The following is a 19,579-nucleotide window of genomic DNA, read 5'->3' as shown; positions in this document are numbered from 1 at the left end:
GGCGTCGGTACGGGTGGGGGTGGGATCGTCGGCGTCGGTGCGGGAGCGGCAGGACGCGCCTTGTCTGCGATGGCCGCCGCGCGAATATCATCGGCGTCTTGGATCGTTGTCTTAGTCGTCATTTCATTTTCCTTTGATTGTATTGCGTTAATTGCTATTACTACCGGTGTTTTATATTCGTCAAACGACTGCGCGAAATTTTCCGGGTGCTTGAACCCTCGTGAGATGGTGACCCGCCTAAACCGGGGCGGAAATGACCAATTTTTCCATGGCCGCCCGCCTGCTACCGCCGAATAAATCGCGAAATCGACAGGACTACGGCAGGGTTCGCAGTGGACATGAGCCACTGTATCCGCACCCCTATAGACCTCGCGCAATGGTAATCCCAAAGCCCTGCTCAATTCTCGATTGAACGATCTATACAACCGCTGTCTGATCAGTTTCAAGGATGGGAGCACGCCTCCGTCCATGGCTCTCAGGATTGCCACGAGATGCAAATGGGTGTGTTGTCCACGATCCTCATGGACCGCCTCGAAAAATTCCAGATCGACCCCAGGCCATGCCTCGATACGGCGACCACCCCAGCGCCTTCCCCCTTTCCGAGGTCTCCGAAGATCGCTTACAGCAAGGTTACGGCAACGTTTCATCAAGGTCGCGGCCATTCCCGCCGGAACATTACCACTCCTAGCCGTGATCGTGATTGCCGCCCAAGTCTCTGTTGGTTTGGACCCGGCTAACCGTCGCCGAACCGCCTCCACAGATCGCAGAGATTGCTTGTACCCGCATGATTGACAGCGGGGCGAACAACACGGGACCAGGATTGCCTCGCCGGTGTCTCGACAGACCCGAAAACGAGGAGCCGGGCAAACATTTCTGTTATCGGTAAGTCTTTCTGAGACAAGTAAGCGCCGGGTACGCTCCGATTGAACGACGCCCGGAAAATCTGGTATTATAACCACGGATGGCAAATCCTTCTCCTGGCCGGGGCGGTGCGTTCAACACCCCCCGGCCCCTCCAGCCTATCCAACAAATTTCCAAAAGACCGATTTCCAAGCCCAAACGCTTTTGCATTTTGGGATCGTTACGAATGTATGTGCAGGCGCATCGGCACAAAGGCCATCGTGACCCTCCGTACTTTGCATGCGCCCATGAATTTTGAACAAAATCTCCGTCGCCAGTGCAAGACGCTGAACCGCCTCAGACCGCTCCACACGGGCTTCAGACGGCTCCAACGTGAGCGGTATCGGCTTCCTTGCCATCGCGCGCCTCCAATGCCTCGACAATGACCCGACGCAGATACGATGACCGACTTCGATCAACCGCACGGGCGGCGTCATCCATTCTCTCGATCAGCTTTGCGGGAACCTGGATCGTCAGTGAACGAACGTCCGGTCCCAGCGTAGATACCTTCATAATTTCCTCCGTTCTGCCTGCTTTCCTAAGTATAACGATATAATTTAACAACGTCTACGCAGGCATTTTACATTTGTCAAACACCAGAATAACTCTAGCATCTTAGTAGACATCTGTTGACAAGAGCGGCAATACCTGTTATACTCTAATTGCAATGGAGGGCTTAGATGGAAGAAGTTTATGAGGTCGTCAGCGTTCGGAGATACACGATAATTGGTCATGTTTGCCCGGTTTGTAGATCGACGTTCACCGCGCCGAAGGTAGCGCGGTATTGCAGTTCTGAGTGTCGCCAGCGCGCGGCATGGGCGCGGGGCGGGGAAGCCTTCAACAAGGCGCGCAGGGAGCGCAGGACGGCAGGGAAGGGGATTGCAAACGATGGCTCGAATTAAGAAATCCGCCCCCGGTCCTACGCGGTATGCGACCTATTCCCGAGCTTCCACGGATGACCAACGCGACCGCGAGTATTCTTCCTGCACGGTGCAGGATGAGACCTGCAAGCAATATGTCTCACGGGTCGGCGGCGTATTCGTCGGCTCTTTCGTTGACGATGGATACTCTGGCACAACGGTAAAGCGGCCTGGTTTTCAATCCCTGCTGGAGATGGCGAAGCGTGGTGAAATCGACTGCGTAGTTTGTACGTTTCTCAGTCGTCTCGGGCGCGGCGATGCTTCCGTGGTCGCTGAATTTTTGCTAAAAGAGGCCGGTGTTACCGTCGCATACGCCGCCGAGACCTTCGGTGAGGGGCTGAACGGATACTTATCCAAGTCCGCACAACGTCTTGGGGATGGCCTGTTCGTTGAAAACATCCGGCAATACACCAAATCCAAAATGGAGGCGATGGTTGCGAACGGCTACGTCACGGGCCAGATACCGCCGTTGGGATACACGAAGGTTCTCGTAAACGAACAATCGCATGGCAAGCGGCCACCGTCACGTCTCGTAATCGACCCGGAGACCGCGCCCATCGTCCTGAGCGCGTTCCAGATGCGCGCCGAAGGTTCCAGCGTACCAACGATTGCTTCATACTTGGCTCAAATGACGGGGCGATCATGGAGTACGCAAACGACGATCAACTTTTTGAGAAACGAGGGGTTTATCGGCGTCCAAGTCTTCGGCGCATGGCGAAACGAACAAGCCCATGAAGCGATCATCGGTCCTGGATTATGGCAAGCCGTTCAAACCCGTGAGGCGTCCAAGATTCGCGTACCGCGATCTGACGCATCTCCGGCCCGGTCGGTTCAATTCCCCCTGCGCGGGATGGTGCGTTGTGGGAATTGCGGATGCGCCATGACGCCGGGGAGCCACCACGGACGAAACAGCACCGTCGCATATTACGAATGTGTATCGCACACCAAAGGCCACCGGGGATGTCCGATACGGCGGGTGAACGCCGATGCCCTACACGCCGCCCTAGCGCGTGAAATCGACCGCGCGGCAAAGTCTCCGACCCGAACCGCCGAACTGATCCGGGAAGCGACGAAGGCGATTAGAACCGATGAGAAACTGACCTCGGACGTGGTGGCGATTGGGAAGCGACTGAAGGCAATCGAGAAGGAAAGCGGCCATCTCGTTTCAGCGCTCGGGAAGGGCGGCGCAGGGCTTACGCCTGTACTGAAGCGCATCGCGGCGCTGGAGGCTTCCAGAGAGGCGCTGGAGGCCGAACGGGGGCGTCTGGAAGCCGAGGCGCTTCAACTGCGGATAGCGCGCCCGGATGCAGAGGCGGCGATGAAGCTGTGGGCTAAGTTCTCGGAACTGTGGAAGACAGCGACCGACGCAGAAAAAAATGAACTCCTGCCGCTTCTTGTGGAAGAGGTGGAGTTCATCTCTGACCAAACCGCGAGGTTCAGTTTAGCGTTTTCTATCGACCGTCCCATCTCAAATGTGTGGGTAAGGTCAAGCATGGGAGCGGGGGTTGGACTTGAACCAACGACCTTCGGGTTATGAGCCCGACGAGCTACCGGACTGCTCCACCCCGCGTCATTTGCGTTTACGATTAGGAGTATACCCGCCCCCTCCATGAATGTCAAGGGGGCGGAGCAATGGTTCTCAATGGATATTATCGAGTGATGGTAATTGCTGTTTGGTGAAGGTCTCCGCCGGCGCTGTAGACCACGGAGGCGGTGAAGGAGTCGGCTTCGCCGATCGCCGCAAGCGCCTGATCGAAGTCTTTTTTGTTCTTGACGACGGTCTTACCCAGGCGCTGGATCACCGTGCCGACGAGCGGCATGCCGGCGGCGTAGGATGCGGCTTCGGCGGGGCTGTTAGGCTCCACGGAAACGACGGTCACTCCCTGGATACTTGTGGGAATGCTCATCTCCTGACGGTCGTGCGGCGTGATGTCGCGGATGCCCAGGCCGAGCTTGGAGCGGGTGGGGTTGGTGACATCGGAGGGTCCGGGGTCTTCGCCGGGAACGGGAGGCGCCGTGATCAGTGTGACGCTGGTCGCGAACGGGGTTCCGCTGCGGACATAGGCGACTTTTACCGACTTCCCAGGTTCTGTGTCGGCGATGGCCTGACGGAGGCTGACTTCGCCCGTCACGGGCTCGCCGTTGAAGTAGGTGATGATGTCGGCGGCCTGAATGCCGGCTTTGCCGGCGGGGCTGTCCACACGCACGTCGCGGACAAATGCGCCGGCTGGCTGGCTGAACTCCTGCTGGAGCGCAGGGGTCAGATCGTCCGGGGCGATTCCAAGATAGCCGCGCGTCACTTTTCCCTTGGTGATCAGGGCGTTCATAATCGACTGCGCGGTCACGCTGGGGATCGCAAAGCCGACGCCGGAGCTGGCTTCTACCGGCGACTCGATCGCGACATTGATCCCAATCACTTTGCCGTCGATGTTGAAAAGAGGCCCGCCCGAGTTTCCGGGATTGATCGCGGCGTCCGTTTGCAGCAGGTCGGGATAGTAACGGCCTGAACCGGCGGTTTCGCCGGGAATGCGCTGGTGACGTCCGAGGGCGCTAATGACGCCGACGGTCATGGTATTTTCCAGGTTAAACGGGCTGCCGACAGCGATTGCCCATTGCCCCGGCACGACTTTGCTCGAATCCGCGAACTGGGCGGCCGGCAGCTTTGCGCTGCCGGGATCGATCTTAACCACGGCGAGGTCACTGCGATAATCGGGATAGACCTTGCCCTTGAACTGGCGTCCGTCGGAAAGGGTGACCGTCACAATACCGTTCGCGGCGCCGTCCACGACATGGTCGTTGGTAAGAATATAGCCGTCCGAGCTTACGATCACTCCCGATCCGGTGGCTTCCGAGCGCCGCTGGGTACGCGGCGTGGGAGCTTTGATGCTCGGGGCGTCCGCGGAGGGCGGGGCAGGGGCCACATCGCCTTTCAAGGGAGTTCCCGGCTTCGGCTTCGCCGGCGCCTTGGGAGGAGTTCCGTTTTTCGGAGCGTCTTTGGTCGGCGGCTTTACGGGAGTTTCCGGCTGGTCCGGAGCGTCTGGACCGTCTCCTGGCGTCTGATCCGGCGCCAATCCGAAGTCGGAGGCGTCGACATTGCGGAATCGCTCGACTTTGATATTGACGACGCTAGGCTCGACCGTTTTGGCGATCTTGGCGAAAGCATCCTGCATATCAAGCAGCAGTGATTTCTGTTCCGGCGAAGTCGGGGGAGGCGGCAGCACCCCGCTGGATTTGGCGGGCGCCGCCAGTAATGGGACAGCGGGCGCGGACAGTGTCAACATGAGGGCGCTCGCAGCGAGCATATTCCCTTTGCGTCGTGGGCGGCTGACGAAAATCATTCACATCTCCTTGATGCAATTATTGCGATGGATGCTGAATCGAAATTATACCCGCCTTGCGCATGCGGCGGACGCTGAGATGGAAAAAGCCCCGGCGCGATGATGCGCCGGGGCTTGATCGATAAGATCACCGATGTATGGGAAAGCCAAGCTGAGGGCCATTAAAGCTGGTCAGCTCCTGGCTGGCAAACGTTCCATAACTTTGGTTCCGAGGCGTCATAAAATCGTAACCGCTTTGGACATCACTATGCCGGCTGCTGGAAGCGTATCGTGATGTGTCTGTCATAGGCATGCCGGCGAAGGCAAAGAGGCTGAAGTTGTTGCCTTCGTATGCTCCGAACATGGGGGGCAGTTCCTGGTGGCGTGATCTGGCGACATTGAAGCCCGAGTTCTTTTCCGCCTGATTCGAGTACGTCAGCGCCAGCGTGCCGGCGCCGAACGGGGCCGCAACGGCGAGTACGCTGATACAAGACAGCGCCATTGCTGTCGCGATGCGCTTGGCCCGCTGCGGCCTTACGGAAAATGACAAGCACAGATTGATCTGAGAGATCGCTTCTTCCGTGGCGATGCGCTTTCGGATTTCATACTCCAGCGCTCCGGCCGGCTGCGGGCGGGAAACCGCCCGCAGCAATGCTTTAACTTCCTGAATAACGCGATATTCATCACGGCAGCCGGCGCATCGGTCCATATGCTGAGCGACTTCCAGCATTTGAACCCCGGTCAGGCGGCCATCAGAATAGGGAGTTAACAGTTCTCGTGTTCTGCGGCAATTCACAGGTGGAACACTCCTCGTCGATCAGCGTTGAAAGATAGAAAGTCCGTCAATTCGCCTCCGCCAGCTTGCGCTCCATCTGAAACTGCGAGATCTTCTGCCGCAGCAATTTGCGGCCTCGATGCAGCCGCGAACGAACGGTGCCGAGCGAACAGCGCATCGCGGCGCTGACCTCTTCGTAAGACATGCCTTCGATGTCCGCGAGAACCACCGTCATGCGGAAATCCGCCGGAAGGCTGTTCAGGGCGCGCTGGATATGTTCGTCCAGCTCGTCAGACATCACCATACGCTCCGGGTTCGACGCTGCATCTGGAATTTCCAGAAAGACATCGTCCGAACGTCCGCCCATATCGAGCGGCTGATCCAGAGATTGCAGACGCGCCTTCGGTTTGCGGCGAAGGTCGTCCACAAACAGGTTCGACATGATCTTATAGAGCCAGTTGTCGAATGGCCAATCCCGGCGATAATTTCCGAAGAATCGGAAAGCGCGCACGAAAGCTTCCTGGGTCAGGTCCTCCGCATCCGCGTGGTTTCCGGTCATGCGATAGGCGATATTATATGCGTGTTTATGATAGCGCTGAACAAGGCGGTCGAATTCATGTCGGCGTTCGACCTGCCCCTGGGCGGCGCCGGCGAGACTCTGCGGTGTCGCTGCGGCGTCGATCATTTCTGCCATTGGTGTGCGTCCTCTCTCCCCAATACGAACCAGACGGAAATGAAGTTCCCGGTTCGTGTATATTTCGGGTTTTGTCGACAATTATAAAACCCGCCCCGCATCCTATTGGTTCCGTTACATCTCCAATATACTTCGAAAATGTGAAGAAAAAATGAAAATCGCCGCGCGGGGATGCGGCCTGAAGATTTATTCCATGTTTTGCGCCCCGATTGACAGCGTTTCGAAATCAATGGTATAATACGCCGTTGTCAAGAATTGTTGTCGACTTTAGAAGAACGTTATTGCAGAGGGGGGATTGTGTTTGACGCAGGTTCAGGTGCGGCCTAATGAGTCGCTCGACAGCGCGCTGAAGCGCTTCAAGAAGCAAATTCAGCAGACTGGTATTCTCAAGGAGGCTCGTGAGCACGAGCATTACGAGAAGCCCAGCGACAAGAAGCGCAAGGCGGAAGCCGCTGCGCGGCGCAAGCGTAGCAAGAACGAAGACAAAGAGAAGAACTAGCTTTTCACAGAACGGCGCGCGCACCACAAATGCGCGCGCCGTTCTTTTCCGCGAAGCTGTTCTACTCCGACCCCTGTGCTGTCATGGCAAAAGAACCCGGACATTCCTTTACATTTTCTCGTACCGGACGATCTCGTCTGTCGCTTCGCCATTCGGATGCGCCTACGCGCGTCAAATCGCGCAAGCCCGGCCGGCGCGCCCCGCAAATGAGGCCTACGCTCAACTTTGGGCGAATTGCGCTTTTCTTTATCACTCTTCTCACGCTTTCCGCACTACTTTCCCTGCACTTACTTCCCGATAAGGTCGCGCTGCGCATCGGAGATGTGAGCGATTCCGACATTCGCGCCCTGCGCACGACCAGCTATGTCGATCAGCTTTCCACCGAACAACTGCGCGAGGAGGCCGCCGCGCGCGCCGAGACCGCGTATACCTCCGTTCCTTACGCCGCTTCCGAAGCCGATCAGACCATCCAAGATATCTGCGCGCATCTGCGCCGCGAGCGGGCGCTTCCCACTCCCAGCGCTCAGCATGTCGCCGCTCTTTTGCGCCAGCAGGTTGGTGTGATGATCGCCAAGTCGGCGCAGTTGACGCCACTGCTCCAAGATACGACTGCCGGTTATCACATCGATCAGGCGGAGCGCGTGATGCGCGCGGCCGTGCACAGTGCGCTGGAGAATGAGATCCGGGACGACCATCCGGCGGACCTTACCCGTGCGCGCGATGAAGTCACGGTGAAGATTTCCGCTTCAATGCTTCCCCGATCTTATATCCCGGCTGTGACGAGTCTTGCGATGGCGGCGGTGCACTCCAACCGTGCGCGCGACGACCGGCGCACTGAGGCGGCCCGCGAGGCGGAGCGTCGGCTCGTGGCGCCGCAGGTCAATCGGATCTTTACGGGAGACCTGGTCGTGCGGCGCGGAGAAACGGTGACGGCGGCGACAATCGACAAGCTGCGCGCGCTTGGCCTGCAAAACCCTCGGCTCGATCCTGTGATGATCGCCAGTGTTTCACTGCTCGTGGCGATGCTTCTCTGTCTTGTCTGCCTCTATCTCGCGCGTTACTATCCCCGAGTGTACGCATCAACGAAAATCTTGGTTCTGCTGAGCGTACTGGTTACTCTTTGCATTCTCGGCCTGAAACTGGGAGATACGGTCCTTGGCGTGCGTCTTTCCGGATCGCAGTACGGCTATGTCGGAATGCTATGCGTCGCCGCGACGGGAATGCTGATCTCCGCACTGGTCAATCCACGTCTTGCGCTGCTCATTACTGCGCTGCTCGCCGCGCAGTCCGGGTTTATTTTGGGCGACGATCTGCGCTTCTGTATCATGACGCTGCTGTCCACGCTGGTGGGCATCTACGCCGTCTCCGATATCCGCACCCGCAGCGACGTCGTTCGCGCCGCCGCCGCCCTGAGCCTGGTCAACGTGGCGCTGGCGCTCGTCGTCGGCAAGATTGAGAACGATTCCTGGGTGGATATCCAGCGCGCCGCGCTCTGGGCGGTCGGCTCTGGAGTCCTGTCCGTGGCGCTGTTTTCTCTGGGCGCCGCCTTGTTTGAACGATTGTTCGGCATCACAACGCATCTGGGATTGCTGGAGCTTTCGGATCCCAATCGCCCACTACTGCAAAAGTTCTGTCAGCTGGCGCCGGGAACGTATACGCACTCGGTCATGGTGGGTAACCTGGCCGTCACGGCGTGCGAAGCGGTGGGGGCGGATGCGCTGCTTTGCCGCGTCGGCGCGTACTATCACGATCTTGGGAAGATGCGCCGGCCGGAATTCTTTATCGAGAACCAGCTCGGCGGATCCAATATTCACAACAAGCTAAACCCGTCTCTGTCGGCCCTGGTGCTGACGGCGCATGTGAAGGAAGGTCTGGAGATCGCGGAGGAAGAAAGACTGCCTCAGATCATCAAGGATTTCATCTCACAGCATCACGGGACGAGCTTGATCCGCTACTTCTATCACCAGCAGACCCTGTTCGACGGCGGAGACTCCGCACCGGGCCTGGAGCAGCAGTTCCGGTACAGCGGTCCCAAGCCGCAGAGCCGGGAAACGGCGATCCTTATGCTGGCGGACAGTGTCGAAGCGGCGTCCCGGACGCTGGACAAGCCGACCCTGGGCCGGATCGAAGATCTGGTGGATCAGATCATCAGCACGCATCTGGGCGACGGTCAGCTGGACGAGTGCGACCTGACGCTGCGCGACCTGCGCGGTATTCGGGACGCCTTCGTGCATCTGCTGGGCGGAATGCTGCACAGCCGAATCGAATATCCGGACGCGCTGAAACCCGCGCCCGGCAAAACGGATAAGAATGGACCTATTGATAAGCCGGCGGACGAACGCTTACTCGTCGCTGAAGTACAAAAAGACGCTGCGATCGGCGATCCAAGCTCTGTTGCGGCGTGAAGACGCCTCGAAAAACTCCGAAATCAGCATCGTTCTTTGTGACGACGATTTTATTCAGGAACTGAATCGCACGCACCGAGACAAGAACAAGCCGACCGATGTCCTGTCGTTTCCACAGGACGATGATATTGTTTTGGGCGATATTGTGATCTCCCTGCCGACTGCGGAGCGTCAGGCGCGCGCGGCGGGCTGGGCGATGGAGGATGAGGTTGTGCTGCTTGCCGTGCACGGCGTCCTGCACCTTCTTGGGTATGATGACGAAACGGCGTCCGAGGCCGCGCGGATGCGCGACATCTCCTCCGAGGTTCTGACGGCGGTGGGCGTCGCCCTGCCGCCCGGCGCCAAGCATCCCTATTTTGTCGATTACGATTAAGGCGCCACGATAAAGGCGATCAGAAATACCACGCATGCGTCCCGTACCTCGTCCTAAAAACCATCTCGACTCCTTTCGTTACGCCGTTGAAGGCATCGTTCACACCTTCCGCACGCAAAAGCACATGCGCTTCCACTTCTTCACGGTAGTGCTGGTGCTGCTGATCAGCGCGCTGCTGCGCATGAACCGTGTCGAGATGGCGATCTTATTTTTGGTCGTCTCAAGCGTTCTCATCGCGGAGATGCTGAACACGGCGATCGAGAGCGTGGTCGATATGGTCACGCAGGCTTACCATCCCTTGGCGAAGCTCGCCAAGGATATTGCGGCGGGGGCCGTGCTGATCGCCGCGATCAACGCCGTCGTCGTCGGGATCATTCTTTTCCTGAAAGATCGACGCATCGCGCGGCTTTCGATCCAGATCGACCACGATCCGCAGCCGATGAACGTGATGGTCACCGTGACCCTGCTGATCCTGATCATCGTCATGCTCAGCAAAGTCGTTGGCGGCAAAGGATCGCTTTTGCATGGCGGGATCGTCAGCGGTCACGCGGCTCTCTCATTCTGTCTCGCGGCGACGATTATGTACCGCGCCGCCGACTTTCTCACGACCGCGCTTGCGGTGGGCCTGGCGCTCCTGGTGGCGCAAAGCCGTGTCGAAGGCAAGATCCATACCTTGCAGGAAGTGATCGTTGGTGGGCTATTGGGGGTTTTTGTGACAACTTTGATTTATTTTGTGCGCGTGCCGCTGTGACGACGCAAACGCCGCTTGTCGCGGCTGATGGAGCAACCACGTATCCCGCATGAACGCTCACGATTATATCGCTCTCGCCATTGTCGTTCTGCTGATCCTTCTCAACGGCTTCTTCACGCTCGCCAAAACGGCGCTGGCGACTGTCAGCCATATGCGTCTTCAGCACTTACTGGCGGCGGACCGCGCAGCGGACACGCCGGCGCAAAACCTCCAGGTCTTCAGCCGTGACCCCGCCCGCGTTTTCGCCACCGCGCAGGTCGGCATCACGCTGGCGTCGTTCGGCGTGGCGGCCATTATCGCCGGCATGATCGCTCCCGATGTGTCCAAATGGCTACTGAGCCGAGCCTGGCCGCATGACATCACCTGGACCACGGTCGTTCTCACACTCGCCGCGGCGTTTGTCGCGATCACCGTCGGCGAGTTGGTGCCTTACGCCTATGCACAGCGCTACCCCATGCGCGCCGCCGCCCTCGCCGCCGCCCCGCTGCGCCTGTTCATGATCATGTTCTCGTTTCTCGCGACGATCGCGCTTGGCCTGACCAATTTGATGGTCAAGCCGTTCGGATTGACGGCGACGTTCGCGACGCCGATGGTGACGGAACAAGAATTGCAAACCCTGCTCGACGCCGGCGCTCAGGCGGGAACGATCGAAGAAGGCGAAAAGGAGATCATCGAGAACGTGATCTCCTTCGGAGACACCGACGTTCGTCAGGTGATGACCCCGCGTATTGACATTAAGGCCGCCGACGTCACAGTCGGCTGCCCGGCGCTGCTCCAGTTGATTATCAGCAGCGGACATACGCGTATCCCGGTCTATGAAGCGAACATCGACAATATCGTCGGCATCATCCACGCCAAGGACCTGCTGCCGTTTTTGGCGCAGGGACGCCGCGATGTGGCTCTCCGAAGCGTCGCGCGCACGCCGCTGATCGTCTCGGAGAACAAGCGCGTCGACGAGCTCCTGGAAGAGTTCCGGCGTTCGAATATCCAGCTCGCCGTCGTTCAGGACGAATATGGCGGCACCGCCGGGCTTGTGACGATTGAAGATCTTCTGGAAGAGCTAGTCGGGGAGATCAAGGATGAGTATGATGTCGAGGTTCCCATGGTCCGGCGCGTGGAAGACGGCGCCTCGATCCTCGACGGCCGCATGGCGCTCGACGATGTGAATGAAGAGTTCAACCTGGAAATACCCACCGACGACTTCGATACCCTCGGCGGCTTCGTCTTCGGCCTCTTCGGTCATCAGCCGGGCGAAGGCGAAACCGTGCCCTACGAGAATTGGGAGTTCAGTGTGGTGAAGACCGATAGCCGGCGCATACAGGAAGTAAAGATCGCGCCGCGTATTGCGGAGAGTGCGGAAGGTTCGGAAGAAGGCGGCGCGGCCAAATCGTCGGATACAAGCAGCCGCGCCTGATTTTCGTCCATGGTCGATCTGTGAGAATCGATTATGCTGCGGTGAACACGCGCCGGCCTTCGATGCGCAGTTTGCCGGCGGCAAAAAGAGCAACGGCGCGCGGATAGCTTCGGTGCTCGGCCACTAGCACGCGGGCCGCGAGCGTTTCCGGTGTGTCGTCGTCCTCCACCGGCACGGTCTCCTGCAAGATGATCGGACCGCTGTCGTAGTTTTCGTCGACGAAATGCACAGTGCATCCCGAAAACTTGACGCCGTAATCGATCACCGCCTGATGGACGTGCGAGCCGTACATGCCCTTGCCTCCGAACGAGGGCAGCAGCGCGTTGTGGATATTCATGACGCGTCCCGGGAACGCGCTGACGACTTCTGTGGGAAGCTTACGCACATACCCCGCCAGACACACGAGTTCGGCGTCCGCCGCGCGCAGTTCTTGCAGCAGGGCGTCGCTGTAAATGCGCTCGTCTTCTTCAGACGATCCTTTCGGAGAGGGAACGGTTGCGGTGCGCAGTCCAATCCCGGCGGCGCGGTGCAGCGCGGGAGAAGAAGCGAAATTACCGATGACTGTGACGATTTGTCCATCGATCCGGCCGTCGTGGCACGCATCGACGATCGCCTGCATGTTGCTGCCGCGCCCATGGCGGCCGGACACTAAAATTGCAATTCTTAAACTCATAGCGCGAACATAGTTCGACGCGGGGTAAGGATTATCCTGCGGCGGCACGGGGCGGGCGCCAATCCCATTGACGACAAACAAGGAAGAAACAATCATGAACGACGCTGTTCCATATGGAGCGATTGAGGCCGGCGGGACCAAGTGGGTCTGCGCGGTGGGAACCGGACCGGACGATATTCGTGCGATTCAGCGCTTTCCCACCACCACGCCCGAGGAGACGCTCACAAGCTGCGTCGATTTCTTTCGGCGCCAGGGCGCGCTGCAGGCGATTGGGATCGGAACCTTCGGACCGGTCGATCTCAATCACGCTTCTCCCACATATGGATACATCACATCGACCCCGAAGCCGGGCTGGAAAAACACGGATGTGGTCGGCGCATTCAAATCCGCGCTAGGCTTGCCTGTGGCGCTCGATACCGATGTGAACGCGGCGCTGCTGGGGGAAGTGAAGTGGGGAGCGGCGCAGGGGCTGACGGACGCGATCTATGTGACGGTCGGTACGGGCATCGGCGGCGGCGCCATGGTCAATGGGCATCTAGCGCATGGACTTCTGCACCCGGAGTTCGGGCATATGTTCATTCCGCGCGACCCGTCAGACACCTTTGCCGGCGCTTGCTCGTATCATGGCGATTGTTTGGAAGGTTTGGCGGCGGGTCCGGCGCTGGAAGCGCGCTGGAAGGTGGCGGGGGAGACCATGGCCGCGGATCATCCAGCGTGGGCGCTGGAAGCAGGGTACTTAGCTTACGCGTTAGTTAACATGACTTGTTTGCTTTCGCCGCAGAGAATCATCGTCGGCGGCGGAGTGGGTGGAAACCCCGCGCTGCTTTCGCGGGTGCGCGAGCGGTTCCAGACGATCCTCAATGGCTACCTGCAGGCTCCCGCCCTACTGGACGGGATCGACGGATATCTCGTGACCCCGGGGCTGGAGGGCCGTTCCGGTATCTTAGGCGCAATCGCGCTGGCGCAGCTGGAGTACGGCGACAAATAAGCGAGGCGCGAGGGTCAGATGGCGGTATAGGTCGCCAGACGGGCGTCCATGGCGTTTTGCAGATTGCGGATATGCTGCGCGTTCTGGCCCAAATCGCCCCGGCCCTGGCGCGAGCGCGACCGAATGACGACACGGATCTGGCCGATCCCTTGTGGCTGCACATAGAGCGTGACGTCGTCGAGGAACTTCCCGATCGTCGTTTCCACTTCGGCGTCGATCGTGTCATTTTCGTCGTCAATATGGATGACGCGCCAGTGGGGCAGCGAGCGCATCGCCTGCTGCGCCGCCGCCAGAGCCGTGCCCGGCTCGGCGTAATAGACACGGGAGCGAAGCTCGGGGTAGTCCGCGCTTTCTCCCGTGGTAATATCGTTGACGAGGAACCATCGGCGGTTGATCCAGGCCCAGCACCCGGCGCCGGCGGCGGCCGCAAGGATGGCGGCCAGCACAAATCGCTTGAAGTTCTTGCTCATAAACCCTTCCCGGAAACAGAGATTTTCGCCACTCCGAAATCGACGGCCTGCATCAGTTTCTCATGCAGAACGGCGTTCGACGCCGCCACGATGGATTTCAGATTGCTTTCGCTCGTGTCAAGCAGCCGCGTACTATCGAAACTATACCCACTGGCGTCCGTAACGATTGCGCCGGCCTCCGTGGCGATCAGCGCGGCGGCGGCGATATCGTATGTGAACAGCCCCAGAGGCGTCCCACGTCCCAGCTCCACATAACGGTCACGGGTTTCAGGATGGTCTTGCAGGATCCGGGCGCCTACGTCAAGCACAGCCGCGAGCTGCCCGGTGAGCAGTCGCGTTAAGGAATAGGCGGTGGAGTTGAACACAAAGCAGCCGCCCTTAGTGGAGGCCGCATTGATGATATCGCCGAGCGCCACAGCGATCCACTCGATTGGCCGCGCCACGATCTCATAGGTCAGCGGCGCGCTCGCAATCTCCGTGATTGGGAGAAGACGAAGATCGAGTGATGCGCCGTCGGAGCCGATCCACCGTGCGCCCTTGCCGCGTTCGGCCAAAAAGATCTGGTCGCCCTTGATTTCCTGAATGCAGCCGAATCGCACATCACCCATGGTGACGTCCGCCGTGTAGTCGGCGAGCGCGACCGAGACGACACAGGTTTCCAGCCCGGCCACGGCGGGCCGGGTGCCGTCGATCGGATCGATGATCAGCACCCCCTCCGGCGACTTGCCAAACTCGATTAACCCTTTGTCTTCCGAATAGTAAGCGACGGAAAGCTTTTCCCGTTCGATAAACGAGACGATCGCCTCCTCGGCGATATCGTCGATGGCGAAGGTTGCGTCTCCGCTCGCCGCCGTTCCCGAGATCGTCCGGCCTTGCCACGCGCCGAGGTGAGGGCGTACCGCCTCCCGAATATGCCGCGTCAGAGCGACGACTGTTTCCTGCGGTGTCAAAGAACCCTCCACGCTTCCGAGCAAATAGTTACGACTGAAAACTATTCGGCCTGAATGGCCCGTATTCCTGCGGCGATTGCCAAATCCCGTGCTTGACGAACTCGCGGCGACGCTTGTAGAATAGAATACCCATGCAAACTTCACCCCATCGTGCGCGTATGCGCTTTCCAGTTCTCATCAGTCTTGTCCTGTTCGTCGCCGCCGTTTTCCTGGCTCCAAACTCCGCAGGCGCGCAGCCTAGGCCGGAGATTGGCGCGGCGATCGATAAGTACTTGGCGACGCCGGCGCTGGAAGGCGGCCTCGCGGGTGTGCTGGTGGAGCGGGTGAGCGATGGGGAGTTAGTCTACGAGCACAACGCCGACACGCGCTTGATGCCGGCCTCGAACCGCAAGCTGTTTTCCACGGCGAGCGGCCTGGCGATCCTTGGCAAGGATTATCGGTTTCAGACGCGCGTGCTGTCGATGGCGCCCGCCGATGCTCAGGGCGCAATCAAGGGCGATGTCATCCTGAAAGGCGAAGGCGATTCCACGATCATGCCCACGGATCTGGACGAAATGGCGGAGCAGCTGTGGGCAAAAGGAGTTCGAAGCATTCGCGGCAATATCGTCGGTGATGGAAACGCCTTCCCAGGCCAGCCTTACGGCGCCGGGTGGGGGTGGGATTACCTCTCGGATGACTATGCGGCGCAGATCTGGGGACTGGAAGTCAATCGCGGCGTCATCACGGTGCGTGTGAAGGCGGGCGCCGGGGACGGCGACCCGGTCACGGTCGCGCTCGATCCGCCCGTGACTAAAATCCCCATCGTGAGCAGCGCGACAACGGGCGGCAAAGAACCCGACTGTCTCATCACGCGCGATTGGAACTCCAGCGTCATTCTGATCAGCGGACATCTGCCTGTGGGACAAACGACCCAAATCGACATTGCTGTCGGTGATCCCGTTACCCTCGCCGCCGAACTGTTTCAGGCCGCGCTCGTCAAGCGCGGAATAGATGTCCAGGGCATCGCCTACTCGGCGGTGACGCCTGTCGCCGCCGAAACGGCGCTGGCGACGCACTATAGCGTTCCGCTGGATCAGTATCTCAAACTGACGAACAAGCCCAGTGATAATCTGCTCGCGGAGAGCATCATCCGGGAGATCGGTCGCGTCAAGGCAGGGAAGGGGACTTATGAGGCGGGATATACAGAGGAGCAGAAGTGGTGGTTGGCCGAGGGGATCGACACGCATCTGGTCCAGCTTGCGGACGGCTCCGGGGTGTCGCGGCGCGATTATGTGACGGCCCGCGCGGTGGTCGCGTTGCTGCGCGTGATGGCGAAACGCTCGGATTTCCCGGTCTACTACGACTCTCTGCCGATCGCCGGGGTGGACGGCACACTGCGCAAGCGTATGAAGGGAACTTCTGCCGAAAAGAACGTTCACGCCAAAACTGGCACGGTTGGGGAAGTGAGCTGCCTGTCGGGATATCTCACCGCCAAAGATAACACACTCTACACCTTTTCGATTTTGATGAATAATATTCCAGGATCAGCCTCTCAGGCGCAAGGAGTCCAAAACCTCATCGTGGCGTATCTTACGGACCATCTTTAGAATATTTCCGAACCGAAATATTTTTTGAGAAACTCTTGACAAATAATTCACGATAATGCTATCCTCTCTCCGTACCGTTAGGCATGGTTGCCAGACGCGTCATGTTCCGGCTAAAGCAATGTAGCATCCGGGTTGATCTCATGTCACCGATAGGAGGATGCTTCGTGAAACTACGCCTTTGGCGTCCGGCGCTTACAGCGCTGGCGCTCATTTCCCTTTCGTTCACGGCCTTCGCACAGGCCCCGTCTACAGCACCCACAGGTCCCGCCACGGCTCCGGCCGCCAGCGCGCCTGCTGCTCCCGCCATGTCCACCGCTCCGGTGGAATCCGCCGCAGCTCCCGCCGCCGCAGCCCCTGCCGCCCCGACAATCGACAAAGGCGACACCGCCTGGATGATCGTCGCCAGCGCTCTTGTTATGCTGATGACGCCCGGTTTGGCGTTCTTCTACGGTGGGTTGGCTCGGTCTAAGAACATCCTCAGCACGCTGATGATGTCTTTTGTTGCTCTGGGTATTATCAGTGTACAGTGGGCTCTTTGGGGCTACTCGGTTGCATTCGGAGCAGATAAAGGCGGCTTTATCGGCGATCCAATGCAGTATGCATTCCTTAATGGCGTGGGAGCGGATCCCAATCCATCGTTTGGTACAACGATCCCGCACACTATTTTCATGATGTTTCAGATGACGTTCGCGATCATCACCCCCGCTCTGATTTCCGGCGCCGTTGTGGAGCGTATGAAGTTTAGCGCTTACTGCTTGTTCATCCTGCTGTGGGCGACCTTCGTGTACGATCCGCTGGCGCACATGGTTTGGGGACTTGGTTTCATCGGTACAAAGCTCCACGCTTTGGATTTTGCCGGCGGTACTGTTGTTCACATTTCCTCCGGTGTTTCCGCTCTGGTTCTCGCATTCATGCTTGGCAAGCGTAAAGGGCATGGCAGCGAAGAGTTACGCCCGCACAACTTGCCGATGGTCCTCACCGGCGTTGCGCTTCTGTGGTTCGGATGGTTCGGCTTCAACGCCGGATCTGAGTTGGCCGCTGATGGCGTTGCCGGACAGGCGTTCATCAATACGCATATTGCGACAGCCGCTGCGGCGATGTCGTGGATCATGATCGAATGGTTCAAGTATAAGAAACCGAGCGCTCTGGGCTTCGGCTCGGGAGCGGTCGCCGGTCTGGTCGCCATCACTCCCGCCTGCGGCTTTGTTGATGTCAAGGGCGCGCTGATTATCGGACTTCTGGTTTCCCCGATCTGCTTCGCCGCGATCCAGATGAAGAACAAGCTGAACAAGTACGACGATGCTCTGGATGTCTTCGGTATCCATGGATGCGGCGGTATGTTCGGCGCGGTCGCTACGGGATTGTTCGCTACGGATAAGGTCAACTCTGCCATCACTGACTCGAAGCTCCTTGGCGCACAGAACGGCCTGTTCTACGGCGGCGGCGCTCATCAGGTCATCGTCCAGATCGAGGCTGTTATCATTACGGCTGTTCTGGCAATTGTTGGAACCCTTGTCATCGGTAAGCTCGTTGGTCTCGTCACCGGCGGACTGCGGACAAGCACGGATGATGAAGAGAACGGCCTGGACGTGACGGAACACGGCGAGGTTGGCTATTCAAGCGATACCTCCACGGTGCCGGCCTTCGCGGGCGTGGATTAAGGAGAAACACTATGGTTCGCATTGAAGCCATTATCCGGCCAAGCCGGCTGGATGAAGTCAAGTCCGCATTGGACGAACTCGGCGTCCGCGGAATCAGCGTCATTGAAATCAAGGGCGCCGGTAAGCAAAAGGGATACACCCAGCATTACCGCGGCTCCGAATATCAGGTGAACCTGCTCCCGAAAGTGCAGCTGATCGTCGTCGTTCGCGACGAAGAGCAGGAGCGCGTCGTGGAAGCGATCGAAGGCGCGGCCCGTACCGGCGAGATCGGCGACGGAAAGATCTTCGTCACTTCCGTTCTGGAAGCGATCCGCATCCGTACCGGCGAGCGCGGCGACACCGCAATCTCTTAACAGATCCGAATAAACTCCACTCAGGGCCGCGCTTCGTGCGCGGTCCTTTTTTTTCGTCTGGTATAATGTCCGTCCGGAGGATTTTGAAATGGCGTTTCGCCCTTGTATCGACCTGCGCGGCGGTCGTGTGGTGCAGATCGTCGGCGGCACCCTTTCCGATGATGGACAGGGAGTCGTGACGAACTTTGAATCCGAGCGCGCCCCGGCGGAATTCGCCGAAATGTATCGCCGGGATGGTCTGCGCGGCGGCCATGTGATCAAGCTTGGCCCCGGCAACGAAGACGCCGCCCTGGAAGCCCTGCGCGCCTACCCCGGCGGCCTGCAGCTCGGCGGCGGCGTCACCCCCGACAACGCTGCGTCCTATCTCGACGCCGGCGCCTCACACGTCATCGTCACAAGTTATCTGTTTCCGAAAGACGAGTTGTCCTGGGAGCGTCTCAGCGCCATGCGCGACGCTGTGGGTAAAGCGCGCTTGGTGCTGGACCTCAGCTGCCGCCGGCGTGAGGACGGCGCCTATCATATCGCCGTCGACCGCTGGACGCGTGTTCTGCCCGTGGTATTGAGCGGCGAGCTTTTCCAGCGCCTTGCCGAATATTGCGCTGAGTTTTTGATCCATGCTGCTGATGTCGAAGGGCAATGCCGGGGGATCGATCAAGAATTAGTCACGCTTTTAGGAAAGTGGGCGCCACTGCCGACGACTTACGCCGGCGGAGCGAAGGATTTGACCGACATCGCGTTTGTGGACCAATTGTCCGGGGGGCGCGTCGATCTGACGATCGGCAGCGCCCTGGACATTTTCGGAGGTTCTTTGATCCAATACGAATACGCGGCTGCATTAGGTCGACGATAG

18 protein-coding genes and 1 tRNA gene are annotated in these 19,579 nt (G+C 59.0%); 10 read left to right on the top strand and 9 right to left on the bottom strand.

Annotated elements, in window-relative coordinates:
• Positions 1 to 1,218: 1,218 nt before the first annotated feature.
• From ABIZ35_RS12750 to ABIZ35_RS12725, 6 genes are all read right to left on the bottom strand, one after another.
• Entirely contained in the window at positions 1,219 to 1,413 is a 195-nt protein-coding gene (locus ABIZ35_RS12750; protein ID WP_348220288.1) for a hypothetical protein, read from the bottom strand.
• A 1,572-nt stretch (positions 1,414 to 2,985) separates the two neighbouring features.
• A complete protein-coding gene (locus ABIZ35_RS12745) occupies positions 2,986 to 3,246 on the bottom strand; it encodes a hypothetical protein (RefSeq protein WP_348220287.1) in 261 nt (86 codons plus the stop codon).
• A 67-nt stretch (positions 3,247 to 3,313) separates the two neighbouring features.
• Positions 3,314 to 3,390, bottom strand: a tRNA-Met gene (locus tag ABIZ35_RS12740).
• Between the two features lie 79 nt (positions 3,391 to 3,469).
• A complete protein-coding gene (locus ABIZ35_RS12735) occupies positions 3,470 to 5,158 on the bottom strand; it encodes a trypsin-like peptidase domain-containing protein (protein WP_348220286.1) in 1,689 nt (562 codons plus the stop codon).
• A gap of 127 nt (positions 5,159 to 5,285) precedes the next feature.
• A complete protein-coding gene (locus tag ABIZ35_RS12730) occupies positions 5,286 to 5,933 on the bottom strand; it encodes a zf-HC2 domain-containing protein (RefSeq protein ID WP_348220285.1) in 648 nt (215 codons plus the stop codon).
• Positions 5,934 to 5,979: 46 nt separating this feature from the next.
• Positions 5,980 to 6,606 (bottom strand): sigma-70 family RNA polymerase sigma factor, encoded by a 627-nt coding sequence (locus ABIZ35_RS12725; RefSeq protein WP_348220284.1) that lies wholly within the window; start codon positions 6,604 to 6,606, stop codon positions 5,980 to 5,982.
• A 301-nt stretch (positions 6,607 to 6,907) separates the two neighbouring features.
• On the opposite strand from ABIZ35_RS12725, the gene rpsU reads away from it, so the two are divergent.
• The 5 genes from rpsU to ABIZ35_RS12700 all read left to right on the top strand — a co-directional run bounded on the left by rpsU (position 6,908) and on the right by ABIZ35_RS12700 (position 12,048).
• The gene (rpsU, locus tag ABIZ35_RS12720) at positions 6,908 to 7,105 is read left to right on the top strand and encodes a 30S ribosomal protein S21 (RefSeq protein ID WP_119322137.1); all 198 of its coding nucleotides are present in this window, start codon (positions 6,908 to 6,910) and stop codon (positions 7,103 to 7,105) included.
• A 206-nt stretch (positions 7,106 to 7,311) separates the two neighbouring features.
• Entirely contained in the window at positions 7,312 to 9,510 is a 2,199-nt protein-coding gene (locus ABIZ35_RS12715) for an HDIG domain-containing metalloprotein (RefSeq protein ID WP_348220283.1), read from the top strand.
• Positions 9,500 to 9,883 carry an rRNA maturation RNase YbeY gene (ybeY, locus tag ABIZ35_RS12710; protein ID WP_348220282.1) on the top strand — a complete coding sequence of 128 codons (384 nt, stop codon included), beginning with the start codon at positions 9,500 to 9,502 and terminating at the stop codon, positions 9,881 to 9,883. Before ABIZ35_RS12715 ends, ybeY begins: the two co-directional genes overlap by 11 nt.
• A gap of 34 nt (positions 9,884 to 9,917) precedes the next feature.
• Positions 9,918 to 10,634 carry a diacylglycerol kinase gene (locus ABIZ35_RS12705; protein ID WP_348220281.1) on the top strand — a complete coding sequence of 239 codons (717 nt, stop codon included), beginning with the start codon at positions 9,918 to 9,920 and terminating at the stop codon, positions 10,632 to 10,634.
• Positions 10,635 to 10,683: 49 nt separating this feature from the next.
• On the top strand, positions 10,684 to 12,048 hold the full coding sequence (locus tag ABIZ35_RS12700) for a hemolysin family protein (RefSeq protein ID WP_348220280.1): 1,365 nt from the start codon (positions 10,684 to 10,686) through the stop codon (positions 12,046 to 12,048).
• A 31-nt stretch (positions 12,049 to 12,079) separates the two neighbouring features.
• On the opposite strand, the gene purN is transcribed toward ABIZ35_RS12700, so the two are convergent.
• Positions 12,080 to 12,817: a phosphoribosylglycinamide formyltransferase gene (purN, locus tag ABIZ35_RS12695; protein WP_348220279.1), complete on the bottom strand. Its 738-nt coding sequence runs from the start codon at positions 12,815 to 12,817 to the stop codon at positions 12,080 to 12,082.
• Between purN and ABIZ35_RS12690 the strand changes: the two genes are divergently transcribed.
• Positions 12,816 to 13,709 carry an ROK family protein gene (locus ABIZ35_RS12690; protein ID WP_348220278.1) on the top strand — a complete coding sequence of 298 codons (894 nt, stop codon included), beginning with the start codon at positions 12,816 to 12,818 and terminating at the stop codon, positions 13,707 to 13,709. The genes purN and ABIZ35_RS12690 overlap by 2 nt on opposite strands.
• Before the next feature lie 14 nt (positions 13,710 to 13,723).
• On the opposite strand, the gene ABIZ35_RS12685 is transcribed toward ABIZ35_RS12690, so the two are convergent.
• Both ABIZ35_RS12685 and ABIZ35_RS12680 read right to left on the bottom strand, forming a co-directional pair.
• On the bottom strand, positions 13,724 to 14,179 hold the full coding sequence (locus ABIZ35_RS12685) for a DUF1499 domain-containing protein (RefSeq protein ID WP_348220277.1): 456 nt from the start codon (positions 14,177 to 14,179) through the stop codon (positions 13,724 to 13,726).
• Positions 14,176 to 15,129: an inositol monophosphatase family protein gene (locus ABIZ35_RS12680; protein ID WP_348220276.1), complete on the bottom strand. Its 954-nt coding sequence runs from the start codon at positions 15,127 to 15,129 to the stop codon at positions 14,176 to 14,178. The genes ABIZ35_RS12685 and ABIZ35_RS12680 overlap by 4 nt, the downstream gene beginning before the upstream one ends.
• Before the next feature lie 131 nt (positions 15,130 to 15,260).
• Between ABIZ35_RS12680 and dacB the strand changes: the two genes are divergently transcribed.
• The 4 genes from dacB to hisA all read left to right on the top strand — a co-directional run bounded on the left by dacB (position 15,261) and on the right by hisA (position 19,579).
• Positions 15,261 to 16,715, top strand: a complete 1,455-nt coding sequence (dacB, locus tag ABIZ35_RS12675) for a D-alanyl-D-alanine carboxypeptidase/D-alanyl-D-alanine-endopeptidase (protein WP_348220275.1) — start codon at positions 15,261 to 15,263, stop codon at positions 16,713 to 16,715.
• 164 nt (positions 16,716 to 16,879) lie between these two features.
• Positions 16,880 to 18,376 carry an ammonium transporter gene (locus ABIZ35_RS12670; protein WP_348220274.1) on the top strand — a complete coding sequence of 499 codons (1,497 nt, stop codon included), beginning with the start codon at positions 16,880 to 16,882 and terminating at the stop codon, positions 18,374 to 18,376.
• Between the two features lie 11 nt (positions 18,377 to 18,387).
• Positions 18,388 to 18,729 (top strand): P-II family nitrogen regulator, encoded by a 342-nt coding sequence (locus ABIZ35_RS12665; protein ID WP_348220273.1) that lies wholly within the window; start codon positions 18,388 to 18,390, stop codon positions 18,727 to 18,729.
• A gap of 88 nt (positions 18,730 to 18,817) precedes the next feature.
• Positions 18,818 to 19,579 (top strand): phosphoribosylformimino-5-aminoimidazole carboxamide ribotide isomerase, encoded by a 762-nt coding sequence (gene hisA / locus ABIZ35_RS12660; protein ID WP_348220272.1) that lies wholly within the window; start codon positions 18,818 to 18,820, stop codon positions 19,577 to 19,579.

This window comes from Capsulimonas sp. (assembly GCF_039929585.1).
Taxonomy (GTDB): Bacteria; Armatimonadota; Armatimonadia; order Armatimonadales; family Capsulimonadaceae; genus Capsulimonas.
Note: the sequence above shows the minus strand (reverse complement) of the source record. Positions and strands in the feature narration are given on the sequence as shown.

Excerpts from the sequence above, each read along its gene's own strand:
- ABIZ35_RS12750 (WP_348220288.1), bottom strand. The coding sequence starts at position 1,413 with ATGAAGGTATCTACGCTGGGACCGGACGTTCGTTCACTGACGATCCAG.
- ABIZ35_RS12735 (WP_348220286.1), bottom strand. The coding sequence starts at position 5,158 with ATGATTTTCGTCAGCCGCCCACGACGCAAAGGGAATATGCTCGCTGCG.
- ABIZ35_RS12725 (WP_348220284.1), bottom strand. The coding sequence starts at position 6,606 with ATGGCAGAAATGATCGACGCCGCAGCGACACCGCAGAGTCTCGCCGGC.
- ABIZ35_RS12715 (WP_348220283.1), top strand. The coding sequence starts at position 7,312 with ATGAGGCCTACGCTCAACTTTGGGCGAATTGCGCTTTTCTTTATCACT.
- ABIZ35_RS12705 (WP_348220281.1), top strand. The coding sequence starts at position 9,918 with ATGCGTCCCGTACCTCGTCCTAAAAACCATCTCGACTCCTTTCGTTAC.
- ABIZ35_RS12700 (WP_348220280.1), top strand. The coding sequence starts at position 10,684 with ATGAACGCTCACGATTATATCGCTCTCGCCATTGTCGTTCTGCTGATC.
- ABIZ35_RS12690 (WP_348220278.1), top strand. The coding sequence starts at position 12,816 with ATGAACGACGCTGTTCCATATGGAGCGATTGAGGCCGGCGGGACCAAG.
- purN (WP_348220279.1), bottom strand. The coding sequence starts at position 12,817 with ATGATTGTTTCTTCCTTGTTTGTCGTCAATGGGATTGGCGCCCGCCCC.
- ABIZ35_RS12685 (WP_348220277.1), bottom strand. The coding sequence starts at position 14,179 with ATGAGCAAGAACTTCAAGCGATTTGTGCTGGCCGCCATCCTTGCGGCC.
- dacB (WP_348220275.1), top strand. The coding sequence starts at position 15,261 with ATGCAAACTTCACCCCATCGTGCGCGTATGCGCTTTCCAGTTCTCATC.
- ABIZ35_RS12665 (WP_348220273.1), top strand. The coding sequence starts at position 18,388 with ATGGTTCGCATTGAAGCCATTATCCGGCCAAGCCGGCTGGATGAAGTC.
- hisA (WP_348220272.1), top strand. The coding sequence starts at position 18,818 with ATGGCGTTTCGCCCTTGTATCGACCTGCGCGGCGGTCGTGTGGTGCAG.